The 641-nt window shown below is 61.6% G+C and carries 1 protein-coding gene; it reads right to left on the bottom strand.

Going from position 1 to position 641, the window contains the following annotated elements; translation table 11 throughout:
• Positions 1-241: iron-sulfur cluster assembly protein (locus RA21_RS21820; RefSeq protein ID WP_039152725.1), on the bottom strand; the 241-nt coding region annotated here is incomplete at its 3' end.
• Positions 242-641: the final 400 nt, after the last annotated feature.

Raw genomic sequence — 641 nt, 5'->3', positions numbered from 1 at the left:
GGGCGGTCAGCGCGGCGGAGACGGTTTCAACGCCTTCCAGCGACTGCACCGCGGCCTCGGCGGCCTTGCGCAGCGGCTCCATCAGCTTGGCGATCTCGGGGCTGGGCGCCTCGATAACGAAGCTCACCTTGCTGCCCTCGATGCGCAGCGCGCGCAGCATGTCACGGGAGACCAGGGTGCCGCCATCGGGCAGCGCCAGCCGCTCCAGCACCGCGCGAATCTGTTCCTGTGTGACACTCATTGCTGCTCTCCTGCGTCAAATCCGGCCCATATATATGTGTGTGCCCGCGCGCAGGAAACCCGGCCTGCGCGTTTGCCGCATCAACAGGGCGGCAGATGTGTCAATCCACAGCCGCACAAGCCATGCGCTGAGCGTGGCTGCATGCCCGGAAATTATACAGCTGCGCAACGGGCCGCGGAAAATCTTGTCCAATTACAAAGGCCTACCCTGCGTCACCCATGCAGATGCTGCATAGCGGCATTGACGAAGCGCGGGATTGTGCATCTGCGGCATTTCCTTAAATTGTCATTCAAGAAACGCCACGACGGCGCAGACGAGACGATAGACGAAGGAACAGAACGATGGCAGCAGCACAACAGATCTCCGCGGTGAGCATTGCATCCCCGGTAGGCTTCCTGGA

This window comes from Leisingera sp. ANG-DT, assembly GCF_000813785.1.
GTDB lineage: Bacteria > Pseudomonadota > Alphaproteobacteria > Rhodobacterales > Rhodobacteraceae > Leisingera.
The sequence above is the reverse complement of the archived record's forward strand: the minus strand, read 5'-3'. Positions and strand labels throughout refer to the sequence as shown.